Annotated in this window: 15 protein-coding genes and 1 pseudogene; 6 read left to right on the top strand and 10 right to left on the bottom strand. The window is 66.3% G+C overall.

The genetic code is table 11. From position 1 onward, the window contains the following. Window positions 1-14: 14 nt before the first annotated feature. A complete protein-coding gene (locus tag A7D17_RS14135; RefSeq protein WP_064509657.1) occupies window positions 15-419 on the top strand; it encodes a hypothetical protein in 405 nt (134 codons plus the stop codon). Window positions 420-688: 269 nt separating this feature from the next. On the opposite strand, the gene A7D17_RS14130 is transcribed toward A7D17_RS14135, so the two are convergent. The 5 genes from A7D17_RS14130 to A7D17_RS14110 form a co-directional block, all read right to left on the bottom strand. Further along, a complete protein-coding gene (locus tag A7D17_RS14130) occupies window positions 689-2635 on the bottom strand; it encodes an XVIPCD domain-containing protein (protein WP_064509656.1) in 1947 nt (648 codons plus the stop codon). Window positions 2636-2767: 132 nt separating this feature from the next. Beyond that, a complete protein-coding gene (locus A7D17_RS14125; protein WP_064509655.1) occupies window positions 2768-4789 on the bottom strand; it encodes a M2 family metallopeptidase in 2022 nt (673 codons plus the stop codon). Window positions 4790-5022: 233 nt separating this feature from the next. Next, window positions 5023-6687, bottom strand: a complete 1665-nt coding sequence (locus A7D17_RS14120; RefSeq protein ID WP_064509654.1) for a phosphoethanolamine transferase — start codon at window positions 6685-6687, stop codon at window positions 5023-5025. Next, a complete protein-coding gene (locus tag A7D17_RS14115) occupies window positions 6684-7448 on the bottom strand; it encodes a phosphatase PAP2 family protein (protein ID WP_064509653.1) in 765 nt (254 codons plus the stop codon). The genes A7D17_RS14120 and A7D17_RS14115 overlap by 4 nt, the downstream gene beginning before the upstream one ends. A 99-nt stretch (window positions 7449-7547) precedes the next feature. Then, on the bottom strand, window positions 7548-9281 hold the full coding sequence (locus A7D17_RS14110) for an ArnT family glycosyltransferase (protein ID WP_064509652.1): 1734 nt from the start codon (window positions 9279-9281) through the stop codon (window positions 7548-7550). A 159-nt stretch (window positions 9282-9440) separates the two neighbouring features. On the opposite strand from A7D17_RS14110, the gene A7D17_RS14105 reads away from it, so the two are divergent. Next, entirely contained in the window at window positions 9441-10157 is a 717-nt protein-coding gene (locus A7D17_RS14105) for a response regulator transcription factor (RefSeq protein WP_064509651.1), read from the top strand. After that, window positions 10150-11451: an ATP-binding protein gene (locus A7D17_RS14100; protein ID WP_082861991.1), complete on the top strand. Its 1302-nt coding sequence runs from the start codon at window positions 10150-10152 to the stop codon at window positions 11449-11451. Before A7D17_RS14105 ends, A7D17_RS14100 begins: the two co-directional genes overlap by 8 nt. Before the next feature lie 96 nt (window positions 11452-11547). Here the strand turns inward: A7D17_RS14100 and A7D17_RS14095 are convergent, their stop codons facing one another. From A7D17_RS14095 to A7D17_RS14075, 5 genes are all read right to left on the bottom strand, one after another. Further along, window positions 11548-12039: a hypothetical protein gene (locus tag A7D17_RS14095; protein ID WP_095522611.1), complete on the bottom strand. Its 492-nt coding sequence runs from the start codon at window positions 12037-12039 to the stop codon at window positions 11548-11550. Window positions 12040-12194: 155 nt separating this feature from the next. Then, a complete protein-coding gene (gene minE / locus A7D17_RS14090; RefSeq protein ID WP_003484370.1) occupies window positions 12195-12452 on the bottom strand; it encodes a cell division topological specificity factor MinE in 258 nt (85 codons plus the stop codon). 2 nt (window positions 12453-12454) lie between these two features. Then, window positions 12455-13264 carry a septum site-determining protein MinD gene (gene minD / locus A7D17_RS14085; RefSeq protein WP_064509649.1) on the bottom strand — a complete coding sequence of 270 codons (810 nt, stop codon included), beginning with the start codon at window positions 13262-13264 and terminating at the stop codon, window positions 12455-12457. Window positions 13265-13299: 35 nt separating this feature from the next. Next, window positions 13300-14046 carry a septum site-determining protein MinC gene (minC, locus tag A7D17_RS14080; RefSeq protein WP_064509648.1) on the bottom strand — a complete coding sequence of 249 codons (747 nt, stop codon included), beginning with the start codon at window positions 14044-14046 and terminating at the stop codon, window positions 13300-13302. Between the two features lie 3 nt (window positions 14047-14049). Then, complete coding sequence (locus A7D17_RS14075) at window positions 14050-14649, bottom strand: GNAT family N-acetyltransferase (protein WP_064509647.1); 600 nt, start codon at window positions 14647-14649, stop codon at window positions 14050-14052. 255 nt (window positions 14650-14904) lie between these two features. Between A7D17_RS14075 and A7D17_RS14070 the strand changes: the two genes are divergently transcribed. The 3 genes and pseudogenes from A7D17_RS14070 to A7D17_RS24895 all read left to right on the top strand — a co-directional run. After that, on the top strand, window positions 14905-16098 hold the full coding sequence (locus A7D17_RS14070; RefSeq protein ID WP_064509646.1) for a sensor histidine kinase: 1194 nt from the start codon (window positions 14905-14907) through the stop codon (window positions 16096-16098). Beyond that, entirely contained in the window at window positions 16098-16739 is a 642-nt protein-coding gene (locus A7D17_RS14065; protein WP_005990002.1) for a response regulator, read from the top strand. Before A7D17_RS14070 ends, A7D17_RS14065 begins: the two co-directional genes overlap by 1 nt. An 82-nt stretch (window positions 16740-16821) precedes the next feature. Then, window positions 16822-16890, top strand: a pseudogene (locus A7D17_RS24895) (DNA-binding response regulator); the annotation flags it as partial. Window positions 16891-17229 lie beyond the last annotated feature (339 nt).

Genomic DNA, 17229 nt, shown 5'->3' with positions numbered 1-17229 from the left:
TGACAGGAGCCTGCATGTCCACCGATTCCAAGCTGCGCCGTGATGCCCGCAAACGCGCCGCCGAGCGCCAGCGCAACCAGGCTGCCGCCAATCCCGCGCCGGTCTCCCCGATCGAGCCGCACGCCGAACTCCGCGACCAGCAACGCACCCTGCTGGCCGGCATCGTCCGCCGCGACGGTGAATGGGTATTGGGTATGGACGGCCGTATTGCCGGTGAGAGCACCAGCGCCGCGCAGGTGCTGGCCTTGATCATGCGCGCGGCCGAGTTGCACGAACGCCAGGGCACGCCGGTGCGGCTGACCTATTCGGACGCGCTCAAGGACGCCGCGCATGCCGAAGCCCAGGCCGACGGCATGGAGTTCGAGCAGTTCAAGACCAAATTGAGCGAGCGCTTGCAGGCAGGTGCCAAGCTCAATTGAGTCACTCTTCTGCGTGCCGTCGCGGGCGCATGAGATGCGCAGCGTTCAGGGCCGATCACAGGCTTGCCGCGCCTGCTGCCAGGGTGTGCAGCAGGCGCTCCTCAGATCTGCTGCACAGGTAGCGCTTTTCAGGGGCGAGGCGCGGCGTCACCGGCTGACCAGCCGACCATCGTTCCCGATCCAGTGCACGCGGCCAACACCGTGGTTGGCCATCCCTGTGATCGAACTCTGCTAATGGAAATTCAGCTGCGACCCCGTGGCGCGTGTTCTCAGCGCGCCTGTCCCTGTCGTTGCGTTTCCTGCTGAGTCTGCTGCGCCTGCGTCGCGGCATCGCGCTCCGTACCGGGTTCCAGGCCGTGGTCCAGCGCCTGCAGGCGCTGCAAGCTGGCCGCCACAGGCGCCTCCTGCACAGCCTTGGCATCAAAGCTGCCCCGCAGATGCGCGGGCGAGTCGAGTGCGCCCTGCACCACGAAGCCACGCGCAGGATCGTTGCCGAGCAGCACGTGATCGACCCGCTGCAAGCCATTCTCGCGTGCGGCCACCACCGAGCCCAAGGCCAGGCGTTCGCTGTCCATCCCGGCTGCCGGGCCCGGTGCCGCTTGCAGGCGCTCCACTGCCGCAGTGCATTGCTGCAGCAGGGCGTGATCCGGGTGCGTTGCATCGCGCGGGTCCGGGAGCGCCGCGGCGGCGTCGGTCGGCCGCGGCAGTACGGTGGCATCGATACGCTGCAGCTGGCCGTCGTAGTTTCCGTCCGCACCGTCGGCGATGTGCTGCAGCCGTTCGGCGAACGCATAAGGCGATCCACCTACGTTGCGGGCCATCGCGATCGCAAACTGCTCGGGCGACTGCGTCGCGGCATTGCGGTCACCCACCAGCGAGGTCAGCGTGCTGCCGCCGATCTTGCTGGCGTCGACGCTGGCGCGGGTCTGTTCCAGCAGCGCCTGCATCTGCGCCTCGTTCAATTCCAGCGTGGTCTTCTGTCCTGGCGCGATTCCGCCGGTACCCGTCATCTCGCCGCGCAACGCGCTGTTGAGGGTCTGCGCGATCGCTTTTTCCTCGCTGGCCTCGTTGCGCCCGCCCAGGCGCTGCAACAAGCCCGGCGCGGCCACGTCGCCATCGATCTCGAAACGGTAGCTGCGCTGCTCCACGCGTTCGGTCTGATTACCGTCGTACTGGCGCACGATCGTCAGCGGCACGTTGTCGCCGTATTGCAGCTGCTGCACCAGGGTGTAGCCCTCCTGGCCCGGCGTGCTGATGCGCACCTGGCTGCCTTGGTTGCGGTTGCCGGCGACATCGGCGCTGAGCGGGCCCAGTTCCAGCTGCAGACGCTGCTGCGAGCTGAAATTGATCCGCTCCAGCGTCTGCATCTCATCGACGCCGGGCACGTCCGCTGCAAGCCTGCCCTCGCGCACGAATTCGCTCATCGCCGCGCGTGCGCGCGGATCGGCCAGGTCGAACTGCGCGCTGTGTACCTGCGACTGGCCCAGGGAGTCGGCGCGTCCGAGCAGGGCCTGCGCCGGTCCGGCCTTGACGCCAAGCGCATTCACCGCCTCGATGGCCGTGTTTGGCCCGGTCACCACGCGCACGTGGCGATCGTCGACGCGTTCAATCATGTAGCTGCGGCCGCTGGCTTCGGTGGTCTCGCTTTGCGCGGTCAGCGAGCGCAGGCTCGCCGAGGATTCGCGCTGCACGAACGTTTGAGTGTCCATTACCGCGCGTGCACCGATCGGCAGACTCTCAGGCTGCAGTGGATTGACCTGTCTGGCGGCCTCAAACGGTTGATCGACACCGGGCAGCGTCAGGACGTAGCGCATGCGCTGCCCGGCATTGGCACCGGCCTCGATGCTCAGCTTGCTGTCGCCGAGCTTGGACTGCAGGCTTTGTTGCTGTCCGGTGTGCGCGTCGGCTTCAAGGCTGAAGGTGGTGGTTTTTGCGTCGGCATCGCTGAGAATGCCTGCGCTCAGCGAGCCGCCGCGACGCAGGCTGGTTTCGCCCAGTGGCTGCGTCGGGCTGCCGCTGCTCTGCTCGCTGGTCTGCGAATACTTGGCCGACTGCTCTGCAGGGGTGGCAGAGACCGTGCCGCTTCCCATCGTTGCGGCGTATTCGCTGTTGGAGCTGCTGTAGGTTGGATCGAACGCACGATCATTCGCATCATCGATGGACTGCGTGTTGCGGTCTGCATCGGGCGCGTTCGGGCCGGTGGAGGCGTTGCTCATCAAGATGCTTCCTGCATGCTGCGCCTGTGCAGCGGGCGCGCAGTATATCGCCGGCGTTTTAGGCGTTTATCAACGGAATGTTATGCGGCAACCTGAGGGATGGCTGCCGCATGCCGCAGCGAGAGCGGCGCGTCACTGCGGCGCTGCAGGCGCCGACGCGTCGCTTGCGGCAGCAGGCGCAGACGCCGACTGCCACCCGCACATCTGCCCCTGGTTCTGCTGCTTGAGCCATTCGCTCATCGGTGCGAAATACTCCAGCATCGGGCCGGCGTCGAGTTTCTCGCTGCCGGTGAGTTCCTTCAGCGTGGTCTGCCATGGTTGGCTGGAGCCGCGTTGCAACATCGACCAGAATTTTTGTCCTGCATCCTTGTTGCCGTAGAAGCTGCACTCGTACAGCGGGCCCTGGTGGCCGGCCGCCTGGCACAGGCCCTTGTAGAACTGGAATTGCAGAATGTGCGCAAGGAAGTACCGCGTATAGGGCGTATTGCCCGGAACATGGTATTTGGCGCCGGGATCGAAGAACTCCTCGCCGCGCGCGCTGACCGGCGCCACGCCCTGGTACTTGGCCTTCAGGTCCCACCAGGCCTGGTTGTAGTGCTCCGGCGTGATCGAACCATCGAACACGCCCCAGCGCCAGCGGTCGATCATCAGGCCGAATGGCAGGAATGCCACCTTGCTCAAGGCCATGCGCATCTGCGAGTTGATCAATGCTTCGCGGCCGGCTTGCTGCTCGCCCACCAGACCGATCGACTGCAGATACTTCGGCGTCATCGCCAGCACGATGGTGTCGCCGATCGCTTCGTGGAAGCCGTCGTTGGCGCCGTTCTGGAACAGCGGCGGCAGCGGGTTGTAGGCCAGGTCGTAATAGATGTGGCCGAGCTCGTGATAGATGGTGGTGAAGTCTTCTTCGGTGGGCTTGATGCACATCTTGGTACGCACATCGGCACCGATGTTCTGATTCGGCTCGCCGCCCATGTTCATGTCCCAGGCGCTGGCATGACAGACCACGTCGCGGTCCAGCGGCTTGATGAACTGCGAGCGCTGCCAATAGGTATCCGGCAGCTTGGGCATGCCCAGCGAGGTGTAGAACTCCTGCGCGCGCTCGGTCATCTGCTTGGCAGTGCGCAGCTGTGCCTCGCGCTCGGCGTTGAAGCGTGCGGCGCTACCGCCATCGCCACCGGTGTTGCGTGCCAGCACTGCGCTCAGATTGCCCTGGTACTGTTTTTCCAGGGCGGAGGTGATATCCAGATCGCCGGCACCGGGGTAGGGCTGCAGCAGATCCCACAGGTTGCTCCAGTCCTGCTGCCACATATTGCCCATCAGGTGCGCGGGCAACAGCCCGCCTGGCAGCTCGCCCTTGTCCTTGCCGTACTGGGTATCCAGCTTGCCGCGCGCGTAGCATTGCAGCTGCGCGTACAGCGGTTTGACCTGTTCCCACAGCCGATCGGTTTCGCTCGCCAGTTGCGCCGGCGGCATGTCGTAGCCACTGCGCCACATCACCCCGACATCGGCAAAGCCCAGGCCGCGCGCGCCTTCGTTGGCCAGCTCGACAAAGCGCTGGTAGTCCTTGCGCATCGGCTGCGTGGTGCCATGCCAGCCCTGCCAGGCATCGAGTTGTTCGTTGTAGTCGCGGCTGCTGGCCATTACCTGTTCCAGCTCGCCGAGTTGGCGGCAGCGGCGTTGTTCGCCATCGCCCACGCAGTAGCTTCCCGCGCCGTAGTCGCCTTCCATCTTGGCGGCGATGCGGGTGAGTTCGGCCAGCTTGGCCGGGTCGCGCGGTGCGGGCAGGGCGCTCATCAGTTTGAGCAGCTGCAGTGCGCGTGCGCTGTCGGCGGACATCGGCGTGCCGACATAGCGCTTGGATTGTTCGATCCAGCGATCCAGTTGCGCCAGCGAGCGCTCGTTGGCCTTGGCCGCCAGCAGCTGCGAATCGCCATTGATGTAGGTCGACGACAGCCACTGCGCGGCGGTGACCTCCGGATAGGCGGCCTTGTATTCGGCATTGATGCGCGCAACGAAGGCATCGGCGCTTTCGGCGGGCACGGGTTTGGTTGCAGCGGGTGTGCTTGGCGGTGCGGCGTCCCGGCGGCAGGCCGACAGCGATACGGTGCCGGCGGCCACGGCCAGTGCCAGCAACAGTAGACGAGGATTCACGGGTGGTCCTTGCGGTGAAGTCCGGGCAAAGGCTAGAGCGCGCCAAGCGTCAGGGCAAGCAGTACAACTGTTTCAGGCACGGTAGCGGCGACCCGGCAAGCGCGTTGTCGCTATGCAGGTCGGTTCGGAAAGTCGTAGCCCGCAGGGCTGCGCGATCCCGGGAGCGGACCGCCGCCGGGATCGCGGCATGTCTCCCTCCCTAACGCTTCCGGCACGCTCGCGGTATCGCCTTGTCAGCCGGACTTCGTCGTGCATTGCGCGAACACATCGCGCTCGCGCGCATAGATGCTGGTCCTGACCTGCATCAGGCCCAGCACCGAGGGGAACAGCGCGTCCTGGTCGGTGTACTGGCCGGCACGGTGACGCAGGCAGGTCTCGTCCAGGCCGCGGTCGCGCGCGAATTCGGGCGAGAACCACATCACCATCGGCACGTGGGTCTGCTCTTTCGGCGCAATGGCGTACGGCACGCCATGCAGGTACAGGCCTTTTTCGCCCAGCGATTCGCCGTGATCGGAGAGATAGATCATGGCGGTGTCGTAGTCGGGCAGGCCGCGCAATGTATGGATGGCCTGACTGAGAAAATGATCGGTATAGCTGATGGAATTGTCGTAGGCGTTGACGATGTCCTGGCGGCTGCAGCTGCCCAGGTCGGCGGTCTTGCAGACCGGTTTGTAGCGTTCGAATTGCGTCGGGTAGCGTTCGAAATAGCTGGGGCCGTGGCTACCGAGTTGATGCAGCACCACCACGCGATCGCCCGGCCTGGCGCGCACCTGCACGGCCAGGTCGCTCAACAGGATTTCGTCCATGCATCGGCCATCGGCGCACAGCCCCGGCGTGGTGGCGTCATCGAGTTTCTGCAGTTGCAGGCCATCGCAGACGCCTTTGCAACCGGATTGGTTGTCGCGCCACAGGGTCGAAATGCCGGCGTGCTCGAGCACGTGCAGCAGCGACTGGTGGCCACGGATCTTGTCTTCGTTGTAATCGCGGCGGCCGAACGGCGAGAACATGCAAGGCACCGAGACCTCGGTGCTGGTACCGCAGGAGTGCATGTCCGGAAAATTGATCACTCCGGCCTGCGCCAGCTCCGGCGTGGTCTGCCGCGCATAGCCATTGAGGCCCCAGTTCTGCGCACGCGCGGTTTCGCCCAGCACTACCAGCAACAGGCGCGGGCGGCTACCTGCCGCGCGCGGGGTGGCCATGGCATCGTGTTCAACCGGCTGCTTGGGTGCGTGCTTGATCGGTGACTCGGACTTCAGGTTCTGGCGCAGCGCGACGATGTAATTGATCGGCGTGGCCAGGTAGCGCACCTCGCGGTGATTGCGCATCAGGGCGGAGATGTCCTGGAACGACAACATGGCACCGCCTGCACCCACTACGGCCACCGCCAGCAGGAAGCCGCCCCGCCACAGCAGCGACTTGCCGACGCTGCGCACGCGCAGGCGGATGCGCCACAGCAGCGCGGTCGGAATCAGGAAATAGCACAGCAGCGGAACAATCAGGCCGGGTGTGAGCAGCTCGCGCGATTCCTTGTGATCGGTATGCAGCACGTTGCGCAGCATGTCCGCATCCAGATAGACGTTGTAGCTGTCCATGTAGTGCGCGGCCAACGCGGTGGTGAACAGCAACAATGTCAGCAGTGGTTTGGCGTTCCAGCGCCAGACCAGCAGCCCCAGCAGCAACGCATGCACTGCGACCAGCAACGCCATCAGCGAAAGCGCAAATCCAAGACTTCCCGGATGCGTAGCCATCGCCGTGCGCCAGAACAACTGGTTGCATACCAGCGCAAAGAACAGGCTCGATAGCAGGATCAGTGTCTCGGTGGACACCGTGGGGCGAATGCTCCACGTCAGCGCACGCGAGCTGATCCGCCCGCGCGGTTCCGGTAGCCAGGTACTCATGCTGCATCCCCCGATGGCAACATCGAACTAAGCACGCCGCGTGGCCGAGCCAGCATCACGCAGTACAGGGTGAGTGCGGTGAACCAGCACACCGCCAGCGACCACAGGTCGTGCGACAGAAAATGCGCGCCGCGCAGTTGTTGCGCAACACCAAAAGTGAGACCTGCCGCCAGACCGATGAACAAGCCGGGCAAGCGCCATGCAGGACGCAGGGCCAGCGCACAGAAATACAGCGCCACCCACGCGTAACCGGCACTCGCGTGACCTGCAGGAAAGCAACCGGACGCAGCCATGCCGTGGCGTGATTCGAACAGCCCAATCATCGCTTGCGTACCGCCATAGCGGCTCAGGTCCCATGGGCAATCCATCGCGGTCCACGACTTGAGTAGCGAGACCAGCGAGGTCGACAGTGCAATCGAGGCACCCAGATACGTGAGTGGCCAGCGCAGCACGCGCAGGCGCGGCTTGCACCACGCCGCCACGGCCAGGATCACCACGCTGACGCCGGCTGCCGTACTCAACCATTTGCCGACGCGATGCACCACGCCGCTGGTGACCCAATGGTCCTTGAGCAGCCAATGCCCGCCTTCCAGCCGATACAACGCGTCGGCCACCCATTGGTCGCCACCGGCGCCCATCAGCAAGGCACTGGCCACCAGCACGCCTGCCAGGGGCATCCACAGATGGCGGGCGAGAAAGCGCGTGTGCGCAATGATGGCGGTGCGTGCCAGGGCAGGCGAAAAAACCGGGAGCGTGGTCATCGAAGCGTGGGCCTGTGTCAATGCCCGGCATCTTCGAAACCCGGATGTCGGAGAGCGGTCGGACCGGAGTTGCTCAGGCGTTAACCCAACACCTGGCGTTCAGTCTGCGTCGCTGTCGCCGCCGGCTTGTTCGGTGTCGGACGCATTGCCCTTGCACCCGGCATGCCACGCCGTGCCCGGCATCAGCTGCCATTGATTGCGATTGGATTCGCCGATGTCGATGCGTTGCGCCGGATCGATGCAGGCCGGTACCGCCTGCTTGAGCACGAACAGCCAGCGCTTCTCCGGCGCTTGCGCCAGCCACGGGCCAGCCTTGGCCCACTGCGCCTGCCAACTCGCCTTGAAGCCGAAGTCGGTCACCGGCCGGTCGGCCTGCAGCAGGTTCTGCTCGCGCCAGGCCAGCATGCCGAGTTCGGCATCGGGCCCGATGCGCTGCCCGACGCGTTGCATCAGCCGTGCAGAGGAACTGTACGGATCCAGCGCCGGCATCAGGCCCAGGCCATAGACCATCCATAGCGCGGCGGTCATCGCCACCACTGCCATCCCGGCACGCTTGCCGCGCGACCAGACCACCGCGCCGGCACCGATCACGCCCAGGCCGAGGAGCCAGAATCCCACCGACTGCAGCGAGGCAAGTTCCATCCCGCGTTTCAAGGCAGTGGTTTCCGCCCAGGGCAGATGCAGCGCGATCCCGCCGCCCAGCACCAGCCCGGCGAGCGCCAGCACCACCACGTAGCCGGTGAGCACCGCGCGCACGCCGCGCCTGCGCAACAGCCCGGCCAGCAACGGCGCTGCCGCCATGCACAGCGCGGGCAGCATCGGAAAGATATAGACCTCGCGCTTGCCCGGGCTGGCGCTGAAGAACAGCAGGACCAGCACGCTCCACGCCAGCAGCAACACATAGCGCGGATCGCCGCGGCGCAACCGGCGCCACCACGCCGGCAACAGCCAGGGCAGCAACAGGCAGCCCGGCAGCCACAAGGTGGCAATCACCTGCAGGTAGTACCAGGCCGGTTTGACGTGATGCCAGGCGTGCGCGTAGCGGGTTCCGGTCTGCTTGAACAGCAACTCGTGCGCGTAGGCATGCAACTGCGGGTCCTGGCTATGCAACAGCGCGATGCCCAACGGCCCCAGCCACACCGCGGTGCCGGCCAAGAACGCCGGCAGTACCAGCAACCAGGTGCGGCCGGCCTGCGCGCGCGCAGGCAGCACGCTCCACTGCCTGCGCGGCAGCGCCATCCACGGCAGCAACACCAGCAGCGGTAAGAAGCCCACGCCCTTGGTGACCGTGCCGACGCCGGCGGCGAACAGGCCCAGTGACCACGCGCGCCAATCTGGGCCGCGCAGCAGATGCCGCAGCATGCCCCACAACGCCAGCGTGGTCAGCGCCACCAGCACCATGTCGATCTGCGCACGCTTGGCCATCAGGCCGAACTGCAGCACCGCGAACAAGGCCAGCACCGCATAGCCAGCCACGCGCCGGTTCCACAGCCGGCGCGTCAGATCCCAGGTCAGCCACAGCGTGGCCAGTGCGGCCAGCAGCGAGGGCAACAGAAACGCCACCGTCCAGTGTGGCACCAGCTCATAGGTTGCTGCCTGCAGCCACATGAACACCGGCGGCTTTTCCGCGTACAGCTCGCTGCCACGGTGCGGCAGCAACCACTGGCCGCTTTCGACCATGGTGCGCGCAGCCAGCACGAAGCGCGGCTCATCCGGCGGATTGGGTTGGCGCAGCCCCAGGCCGGCCAGCAGGCTGACAAGGATCAGCAGGAATGCGACCAGCAGCGCGGGGCGGCGGGGCAGGAAGGCAGAGGTGGCAGGCGACACGCGCACGCCCTGATGAAAAGGGGCGAAACGATAGCCGGCACCCTTGTCGGAAATTTGTCGGACACCTTGCCGGCACGCGCGCGGAGCGCCCGGGGCGGTCGGGTTCGGCTGGCCTCGGGTAGGATGCGCACAGCGTCCCTGTCGGACCGTTCTGGAATCGCGCGCATGCGGCTGCTGGTCATCGAAGATAACCGCAACATGGTTGCCAATCTGTTCGATTATTTTGAAGCCCGCGGCCACACCCTGGACGCCGCGCCGGACGGCATCACCGGCCTGCACCTGGCCACCACCCAGCAGTACGACGTGCTGGTGCTGGACTGGATGATGCCGCGCATGGACGGCCCGGAGGTGTTGCGCCGCCTGCGCGAGCAGCATCACTCCGAACTGCCGGTGATCATGCTCACTGCGCGCGACGAATTGCCCGACAAGATTGCCGGCTTTCGCGCCGGGGCCGACGATTACCTGACCAAGCCGTTCGCGCTGCCCGAGCTGGAAGTGCGCATCGACGCCTTGCTCGCGCGTGCGCATGGTCGGCGCCGCGGCAAATTACTGCAGGTGGCCGACCTGCGGCTGGACCTGGCCACCCTGGAAGCTACCCGGTCCGGCCAGGTGCTGCATCTGTATCCGGCCTGCCGCAAGTTGCTGGAAGTGCTGATGCAGGCCAGCCCGGCAGCGGTCACCCGGCAACGCCTGGAGCAGGCGCTCTGGGGCGACGACCCGCCCGATGGCGACATGCTGCGTTCGCATATTTACGAACTGCGCCGCAGCGTGGATGGTCCGTTCGCGCAGAAGTTGATCCACACCCTGCCGCGGCTCGGCTATCGCCTGGCGGAGCTGGATGCCGCTGGCGAAGCGGCAGGCAACGAGTGCGTCGATGGCTAAGCAGCGCCCGCTGGGCCGCCGGGTCATGCTGTGGCTGTTCGGCTATACCTTGCTGATGACCCTGGCGGTGTTCGGCACTGCGCAGTATCTGCACGAGCGTGCCGAACACGGCGTGTGGCGCTCGCTGTTGAATTCCGAACTGGACAGCATCCTGGAGCGCAGTGCGCGCAATCCGGACTACCACTGGCAAGACTCGGACACCTTGCGGCTGTACCGCATCGATGGCTCGGCCGGCGTGCCGCCGGTGCTGCGCACGCTGCACCCGGGCCTGCATGACGAGCTGGATATCGCCGGCCGCCAGAGCGCGGTGATGGTGCGCGACACGCCGCAGGCAGGCCGCCTGGCGCTGGTGCTGGACATCACCGATTTCGAGGCGCTGGAGAAATTTCTCACCCGCTGGATGCTGGCGGCCGGGGTCGCGTTGATCGGCATCACCTTGCTGATGGGCACCTACGCGATGGCGCGGCTGGTGCACCCGCTGGTGGAGCTGGCCCGCGACATCGGCGCATTGCGTCCTGGGCGGCGTGCGCAGCAGATCACCGTGGGCGCGCAGGGGAGTGCCGAGCTCTACGTCATCGCCGATGCGCTCAACGACTACCTGGAGCGCAACAGCCAATTCGTCGAGCGCGAACGCGCCTTCATCGATAGCGCCAGCCACGAGTTGCGCACGCCGATCGCGGTGATCGGCAATGCGGTGGAACTGGCGCTGGAACAGCCGGGCACGCCGCCGGCGGTGCGCCACCAGCTCAGGCGCATCGCGCAGACCAGCGCTTCGGTGGAGCAGCTGATCACCTTGCTGCTGGTGCTTGCAAAGGATCCGGGGCGGTTGGTGCGCAGCAGCGATGCCGTGCGGCTGGATCAACTGCTGCCGGAGATCGTTGCCGACCATGCGCATCTATGTGCCGACAAGGACTTGCAGGTGGTCATCGATCCGCTCCCGTCGTGCACCCTGACCGCGCCGGTGGCCATCGTGCAGACCGCCATCGGCAACTTGCTGCGTAACGCAATCGAGAACAGCGACCGCGGCGTCATCCGCGTCGGCCTGACCGCGCCGGGCGTGGTGCGCATCGCCGACCCGGGGCATGGAATGACGCCGGAGGAAATCAGCGCCATCTACGCGCGACTGGCGCGCGGCAATGCACGGCAGGGCAACGGCATCGGCCTGGAACTGATCGGCCGGCTCTGCGAGCACCTGGGCTGGCACCTGCAACTCGAGTCCGATGCGGGGCAGGGCACCGTGGCAACGCTGGACCTGTCCGGTGCGACCGCCACGAGCGAATCTGGGGCGACATAGAGTGGCTATCAATCGGTATCGGCAGGGCCATGCGGGTCCTGTTCGCCGTCCAGACCGCGCCGACAGCCGCTGACGGCGCTGTGCCGGTCGCCGCTCTTAGGCTGGCAGCAACCCACGCGCATCCAGCCAGCTGCGCGCGTTTTCCGCATCCTGCTCGAACCAGGCGCGGGTAGAGCCCAGGCGATAGGTATACCCCCAGGCATCCATGTCGGCCATCAGCCGTGCGCTGCCCACGCCGGGCAATTGCGCGGCCAGCAGGATTTGCAGGTAACAGGTGGCGTCTTCTTCATCCACCGAATCGGTGGCGTCGGTATGCACTGCGGCACGTTTGTCGGCAGGTAGTACGATCAGATGTCCGGCCTCGTGCAGCATCGAATGCACCGGCGTGTCGTCGCGCACATACACATCGCAACCGATGATGCCGGCCTCCGGTTCGCCCCAGAAACTGCCCGGTATTGCCGCGCCGGCAGCCACCCGATGCAGGCGCAGCCCGTAGCGGGCGAGCAGGGCGGCCGGTGCATCCAGGCCGATATCGGCCACGCGCAGCACGCCGGACGTGTCGGGGGCGGAATGAGGATGAGGGGTCACGCTCAGTGGCTCATGGTCAGGTGCGCGGCAAGCGCGCAGTGGGCAGAAACCAAAACGGCACCGTGCTGCCACGGTACCGTCGGGAGGGATGGCGTGGCCGTTGCCACGCAGCGCGCCTGCTTGTGCAAAGGACGCGCCGGCATCCATGGCCGCGCTTACTTGTCGCCGTCTTCCGGCAGCGCGACCGAAATATCCAGCACGTCGTGCTCGCCGTCCTTGACCAGGTCAACCCGCACCGCATCGGCGTCGATGTTGACGTACTTCTTGATCACTTCCAGCAATTCGCGCTGCATCAGCGGCAGGTAATCCGGCCCGCCGCGGTGGTTGCGCTCCTGCGCAATGATGATCTGCAGGCGGTTCTTGGCCGTCTCGGCGGTGTTCTTCTTGCTCTTGAGAAAATCGAGCAGGCCCATGCTTACCCTCCGAACAGCTTGCTGAAGAAGCCTTTCTTCTCCACGGATGTGAATCGCATCGGGCGCTCCTCGCCCATGATGCGGGCGACTGCGTCGTCATACGCCTGGCCGGCCGGGGACTCGGCATCCAGGATCACCGGCTCGCCCTTGTTGGAGGCGTTGAGCACATCGCCGGATTCGGGAATGACGCCGATCGCCTTCAGGCCCAGCACTTCTTCCACATCGGTGATGCTGAGCATCTCGCCGCCTTCCACGCGGCCCGGGCTGTAGCGGGTCAGCAGCAGGAACGCCGGCACCGTCTTGCCTTCCTCGGCCTTGCGGGTCTTGGAATCGAGCAGGCCGATGATGCGGTCGGAGTCGCGCACCGAGGACACTTCCGGGTTCACCACCACCACCGCGCGGTCGGCGAAGTACATCGCCAGGAACGCGCCTTTTTCGATACCGGCCGGCGAGTCGCAGACGATGTAGTCGAAGCCGTCGGCGGCAAGGTCCTTGAGCACCTTCTCCACGCCTTCCTGGGTCAATGCGTCCTTGTCGCGGGTCTGCGAGGCCGCCAGCACGTACAGGTTGTCGAAGCGCTTGTCCTTGATCAGCGACTGCTTGAGCGTGGCCTCGCCGTGCACGACGTTGACGAAGTCGTACACCACGCGCCGCTCGCAGCCCATGATCAGGTCCAGGTTGCGCAGGCCGACGTCGAAGTCGATGACGGCGACCTTCTTGCCGCGCCGCGCCAGCCCGCAGGCCAGGCTCGCGCTGGTGGTGGTCTTGCCGACGCCGCCCTTGCCGGAGGTGACTACGATGATTTCAGCCAAAGGATTTCTCCGAATATTTCTGTGGTTGGGCCGCGTCAATCAAGCGCAGCGATCTTGATCTGATCCTGCTCCAGCCAGACCTGGACGGCCTTGCCACGCAGGTCCATGGGAACATCGTCCAGCACCTTGTAGTGGCCAGCGATGGCGACCAGTTCGGCGTGGAAGTCGCGGCAGAAGATGCGCGCGTCCGGGTTGCCCTGCGCGCCGGCCAAAGCGCGGCCACGCAGGGTACCGTAGATATGGATGCTGCCGTCGGCGATGACCTCCGCCCCGGCGCCCACCGTATTGAGTACGGTCAGGTCGCAGTGTTCCGCATACAGCTGCTGGCCCGAGCGCACCGCGGTGCGTTGCATGCGGCCAGGTGCCGGGCGCGCGGCCGGCGGCGCCGGTTCGGCGCGCGCAGGGGGCGGTGGCGGTGGCGGTGGGCTGACCGCGGTCGGCTCGTACTGGGCACGGAACTTGGCCAGCAACGGCACACCGAGTTGCTGCGACAGCAGGTCGATCTCGCTGGTGCCGTAGGCCAGCGCCACCGGCAGCACGCCGGCATCGCGCAGGCCATCCAGCAGCGCCTTGGCGGTGGCCATGTCCGGCACCTGCGACAGCCCGCCGAAATCCAGAATCACCGCCGCACGTCCGAACAGCTTGGGCGCGCGGGTCACGCGCTCACGCATTTCCTGTACCAGCCGCGGTACGTCCAGGGTGCGCACGCGCAAATTGGCGATGCCCACCTGGCCGATCTTCAGTTCGCCGGCCTGTTCAAAATCCACATTCACACTCGACACGCCTCAGGTCCCCGTCGATGGATTGGCGGTGGCAGCGGCATGACGCGGCCGGCCCACCCACGGCAATTCTTCGGGCAACTTGCCGCCGTAGGTCTCCTTGACCCAGGAATAGCTGCACATGTCCTTCATCAGCATGCTGGCGCGCACGTCCACGTCCGGCATGGTGTTCTGGCCCACTTCGCGGAAACCGAAGCTGCCATGGAAGAGCAGCGCCGCGTCGGCGCCATGGTCCAGGAACACCTCGCAGGCCAGTTGCGGGTAACGCAGCTCGGTATAGCTCTGCACGTCGGCGTAGAACGCCCGCCCGACGCCGCCGCCGCGACGGCGGCTGGCAACCACGATGCGGTCGATATAGAAGAATTCCGGATGACGGTCCCGGAACCAGGCGAAATTGCTGCTGTCATGGGCACTGCCGCTGCCGAACCCGACCAGGAACCCGGCCAGGTTGCCGTCGCGCTCGGCGACGCGGAAATATTCGGCCTGGGCGTAGAACCGTTGCAGCTTGGTTGAATCCAGCGGCAGGATCGCCAGTCCGGCATTGTTGTTCAGGGCCAGGACGGAATCGAGCTCGTGCTCGCGCACGTCGCGGATGACGATCGACATTAGGACTCCGTGGGGTAACGCTCTCGACCCGAAATCGGATCTGCGTCGGATTATTACATGCGTGGCCTGAAGCGGCGACCCGGCGCGTGCTCGGCGGCCGGCACCCGTCCCGGCGATGGGCCGACACGCAGCGCCCGACGCATGCTGCCGTCACCCGTGCGCCGCCGGATCGGCCGCTGGCCCGAAGGCGCGGGCAGGCGCATGCATGACTTCCGGCAAGAGGGCAGCGGCGGCGCTTGGGCCTAAGATGCGGACATGTTGGGATACCTCAGTCATACGCGCGTCCTGCGCTTCGCCGGCCTGTTCACCTGGGCGATGATCGCCATGCCGTTGGTGTACATCTACTGGGCGCCCGCCGAGGACGGCGACCACCGCAGTGTGATGGAGGCGGCGATGATGTCGGCGTTCTTCGTCGGCTTCGGGGCCAGCTATTTCTGGTTGACGCGCGGCCTGAGCAGCGGCGGCCATGCCCATTGGTACGACCGGCTGATCCTGCTGCTGCTCACGGTGTGCGCGCTTGCGGTGAGCTACCTCACCCGGACCGGGCTCGGCAGCATCCTCATGATGGTGGCGGCCGGGGTGATCCCCTGGTTGTTGCCACTGCGCGTTGGCGTGGTCTGGCTGGTGCTGAGCCAGTTGGCCGTGCTTCCGGTCTACCACCTGTTGCTGGGGTTTCCGGTTTCCGGCGCGCTGATGCAGTCGCTGCTCTACGGCGGCTTTTCGATGTTCATCTTCGTCACCAGCCTAGTGGCCCGCCAGCAGGCCGAGGCCCGCGAGGAACAGCGCCGGCTCAACGCCGAACTGCGCGCCACCCGTGCGCTGCTGGCCGAAAGCGCGCGCATCAACGAGCGCACCCGCATCTCGCGCGAGCTGCACGACCTGCTGGGGCATCACCTGACCGCGCTCAGCCTCAACCTGGAAGTGGCCGGCCACATCACCGAAGGCCAGGCCCAGGAGCACGTGCGCCAGGCGCATACCCTGGCCAAGCTGCTGCTCACCGACGTGCGCGAAGCGGTCAGCCAGTTGCGCGACAGCGGCGCGATCGACCTGGAAGCGGCGCTGCGGCCGCTGGTCACCCAGGTACCGTCGCTGGATATCCACCTGGACATCGCCCAGCCGCTAACCCTGGACAACCCCGAGCGCGCCCATGTGCTGCTGCGTTGCACCCAGGAAATCATCACCAACGCGGTGCGCCACGCCGGCGCGCGTAACCTGTGGATCCAGGTGCGGCGCGACGCGGAGACGGTGTTGATCGATGCCCGCGACGATGGCCATGGCGCCGATGCGGTGGCGCCCGGCAACGGCCTGCGCGGCATGCGTGAGCGGCTCAACCAGTATGGTGGGCAGCTGGAAATCCAAACCCGGCGGGGTGACGGCTTCGGCCTGCGCATCTCCGTTCCAGGCGCGCCGGCACTGATGCCTGCGGCCGTGACTCAAGGAGTGTTTTGATGATCCGTGTGTGCCTGGTAGACGACCAAACCCTGGTGCGCCAGGGGATCCGCTCGCTGTTGGCGCTGGATAACGGCATCGAGGTGGTGGCCGAGGCCTCGGACGGAAAGCAGGCGGTGGAGCAGATCCCGCAGATCCAGCCCGACGTGGTGCTGATGGACATGCGCATGCCGGTGATGTCCGGCCTGGAAGCGCTGCAGATGCTCTCGCGCAACGGCACGCTGCCGCCGACCATCATCCTGACCACCTTCGACGACGACCAGCTGGTGCTGGCCGGGCTCAAGGCCGGCGCCAAGGGCTACCTGCTCAAGGATGTCTCGCTGGAGCAGCTGGTCGGGGCCATCCGCACCGTGGCCGATGGCGGCTCGCTGGTGCAGCCGGCGGTCACCCAGCGCCTGCTGTCGGGCCTGGAGCACATGCGCAACGAGTTCGTCAGCCTGGACCGGCCCGATCCGCTCACCGACCGCGAGACCGAAATCCTGCGATTGATGGCCAGCGGCTTTTCCAACAAGGAGATCGCCAATTCGCTGGGCGTTGCCGAGGGCACCATCAAGAATCATGTGTCCAACATCCTGTCCAAACTGGGCGTGCGCGACCGTACCCGCGCGGTACTCAAGGCGTTCGAGCTGCAATTGGTCTGACGGCAGGATGCCCGGCCCGGCGCAGCGCGCCGTGCGTTCGCGGGCGCGCAAGCCTGCGGCTTGCAGGCGGCGCCCGCTCACCCTGTCCAAACTGGGCGTGCGCGACCGTACCCGCGCGGTACTCAAGGCGTTCGAGCTGCAGCTGGTCTGACGGCAGGATGTCCGGCCCGGCGCAGCACCCGGGCGTTTGCGGGCGCACAAGCCTGCGGCTTGCAGGCGGCGCCCGCTCACCCTGTCCATGCTGGGCGTACGCGGCTGCAGCCGCGCGGCGCTGAAGGCGTCTGAGCCCCCGCCTGGGTGGGCGATCGGCCGACGCATCCGTGGGCGATCGCACGCAAAGGCCGTTCACCGAGTGCGGTGGCGCCGGCTTGCCTGCAGCCTGCATCGTCTGCGTCCTCGCGACAGCCCGCATCGCTCCGATCAGGCCCCACGTCCTGGCGGCATCACACGCCGGCAGCGTGGGATGTGCATGATGGCTGCGCGCGCGGCG

The organism is Xanthomonas floridensis, assembly GCF_001642575.1.
Taxonomy (GTDB): Bacteria; Pseudomonadota; Gammaproteobacteria; order Xanthomonadales; family Xanthomonadaceae; genus Xanthomonas; species Xanthomonas floridensis.
The sequence above is the reverse complement of the archived record's forward strand: the minus strand, read 5'-3'. Positions and strand labels throughout refer to the sequence as shown.